Origin of the sequence: Kineococcus glutinatus (genome assembly GCF_039542765.1) — a bacterium.
Lineage (GTDB): Bacteria > Actinomycetota > Actinomycetes > Actinomycetales > Kineococcaceae > Kineococcus_A > Kineococcus_A glutinatus.
The window spans coordinates 1-2,286 of the sequence record NZ_BAABIL010000490.1; the positions used below are offsets into that span (position 1 = coordinate 1).

Below are 2,286 nucleotides of genomic sequence, written 5' to 3' on the forward strand. Positions count from 1 at the left end.
AGGGCGTGGGCGAAGCGGTAGCCGCCCGGTGCGGCCGCGGCGCTGACGGCCCCGGCGGCGGAGAACCGGCCGTCGTGCGCGTCGACCTGCACCTGCAGCCCGCCGGCCGGTTCGCGCAGCACGGACACGGCGAGGTCGTCGACGGGCCCCTGCGCGACGTTGCGCACGTGCCCGAGCGCCCCGCCGACGCGCAGCACGCCGTCGAACGGCTTGACGTTGACCTCCGCCAGCGCCAGCGCCCGCCCGCCCAGGCGCAGGTCGCGGGCGATGTCCTCGGCGCGGTACCGCTGGTGGCGGCGCTGCGCGGCGAGGCGGTCGCGCACGTGGGCGACGACGTCGGCGACGGGGTCGCCCGGCCGCACCCGCAGCCGCAGCGGCAGCACGTTGACGACCATCGCGGGGACCCGGGCCGCGGGGGTGCCCAGCCGGCCCATCGCGGGCGCGGCGAGCAGCAGGTCCCGCTCACCGGTGGTGCGGTGCAGGTGGACGGAAGCGGCGGTGAGCACGAGCTCGGCCCACGTCGCGCCGAGCCCCGCGGCGAGCGCGTCCAGGCCCGCCAGCACGCCGGCGTCGACGTCGGCGCGCACGCGGTGGGTGCCGGCGGCGGGGGCGGGGGCGGCGTCGGAGAAACCCACCGGCTCAGGGGCACCGGCCAGCTCCCGCGACCAGAACTCCCGGTCGGCGGCGAAGCGGTCGCCCGCGCGGTAGGCGCGCTCGGCGGCCACGACGTCGCGCAGGTCGCCGAAGGGGGACGGCGGCACGGGGCGGCCGTCGGCCAGCGCGCCGAGCACCTCCGCGGTGCGGCGCAGCACGAGGGACAGGCCGTAGGCGTCGAGGACGACGTGGTGGCACAGCACCACCCAGTGCGCCCGCTGCGGTGCGGTGCGCAGCAGCGCCTGCACGAACAGCGGTGGCCGGGCGGGGTCGAGGGGCAGCGCCCGCCGCCGCGCCGTCCACGCCGCGGCGGCGGCCTCCGGGTCGGGCTCGGCCGTGAGGTCGACGTGCTCGAACGGCCAGTCGAGCGCGTCGGCGATCCGCTGCTCGGGGGCGGCCGGGTCGTCCTGATCGGTGGGGACGGCAGCCCGCAGCGCGGGGACCTCCGCGACGACGCGGCGGGCGGCGGCCTCCAGCAGCGCGCCCTCCAGGGGTCCCTCGAGGAGGACGGACTCCCCGACGGTGAAGGCGGCGCTGCCCGGGTCGAGCAGCTGGGCGTGGTGCACGCCCAGCTGCGCACCGGTCAGCGGCAGCCGCACCGCGGCCCCGCGCGGGGCGGCGGTCGGTGCGCCGGTCGACGTGGCGGTCATGTCAGCGCTGCTCCGCGAGCACGGCCTCCAGCTGGTCGAGCACGACCAGGGCCGTCTTGTACCGGTCGGCGAAGAACTGCGTCACGCCGTAGTCGCGGCCCTCGCGCACGGCGGTGAGCTGCGCGTACGTGGGCTGGGCGGCGAGGTCCGCGGCGCCGGGGCCGGGGGTGCCGTCGGCGTTCTGCTCGTGCAGCACGATCGTGGCCTCGTCGAGCCGGCCGAGCTGCTCGAAGGAGAGGAACGCGGCGTTCTCCTCCGTCTCGGTGGCGGCGACCGCGGGCAGCGTCGCGCCGATGTCGGTGAGGATGCCGCCCATCCAGGAGATGGGGCTGTAGACGTAGGCCTCCTCCGGCGAGCTGTCCACGGCGGCGATCACGTTGGTGGACAGCACGTCGGCGTACTCGGTCTTGATCTGCGCGGCGCGGTCGAGGTACCGCTGCTTCTCCGCCTGCGCCTCCTCGCCGTCGCCGAGGGCCTCGGACATCTGCAGCGCGGAGTCCTTGACGGTGGCCGATCCGGTGGCGCGGACGAGGACGGTCGGCGCGATCGCGGAAAGCTTCTCGAACTCCGCCTGCTTCTCGGCGCTGAGCTCCTCCTCCTTGCCACCGCGCACGAACCCGATGAGCAGGTCCGGCTCCAGCTCGGCGATCTCCTCCAGGAGGAGGCCGTCGGGGCCCAGGACGATCGGCAGGTCCTTCACCTGCTCGTACTCCTCGGGCAGGAACACGTAGTCCTGGTCGCCGTCGGCGGTCCCGACCGGGGTGATGCCCGCGTCCAGCAGCGGGCCGACGCCGCCTTCGAGGGCGACGACGCGCTGGGGGTCGGCGGGGATCTCCACGGGCCCGAAGGCGGTGTCGACGGTCCTCGTGGCGCCCTCGACGGCGCCCTCGGTGGGGGCCGCGTCGGCGGGCGTGGCGCTGCTGCTGGCCGACGCGCCGCCGCAGCTGCCGAGGCCGAGGACGGCCGCGGCGAGCAGCTCGGG

Annotated in this window: 2 protein-coding genes; both read right to left on the minus strand. The window is 76.8% G+C overall.

Annotated features, from left to right (window positions below; translation table 11 throughout):
• Nucleotides 1-1,304: condensation domain-containing protein (locus tag ABEB16_RS16840; RefSeq protein WP_345713380.1), on the minus strand; the 1,304-nt coding region annotated here is incomplete at its 3' end.
• Between the two features lies 1 nt (nucleotide 1,305).
• The coding region (locus tag ABEB16_RS16845; RefSeq protein ID WP_345713381.1) for an ABC transporter substrate-binding protein at nucleotides 1,306-2,286 on the minus strand (981 nt) is incomplete at its 5' end.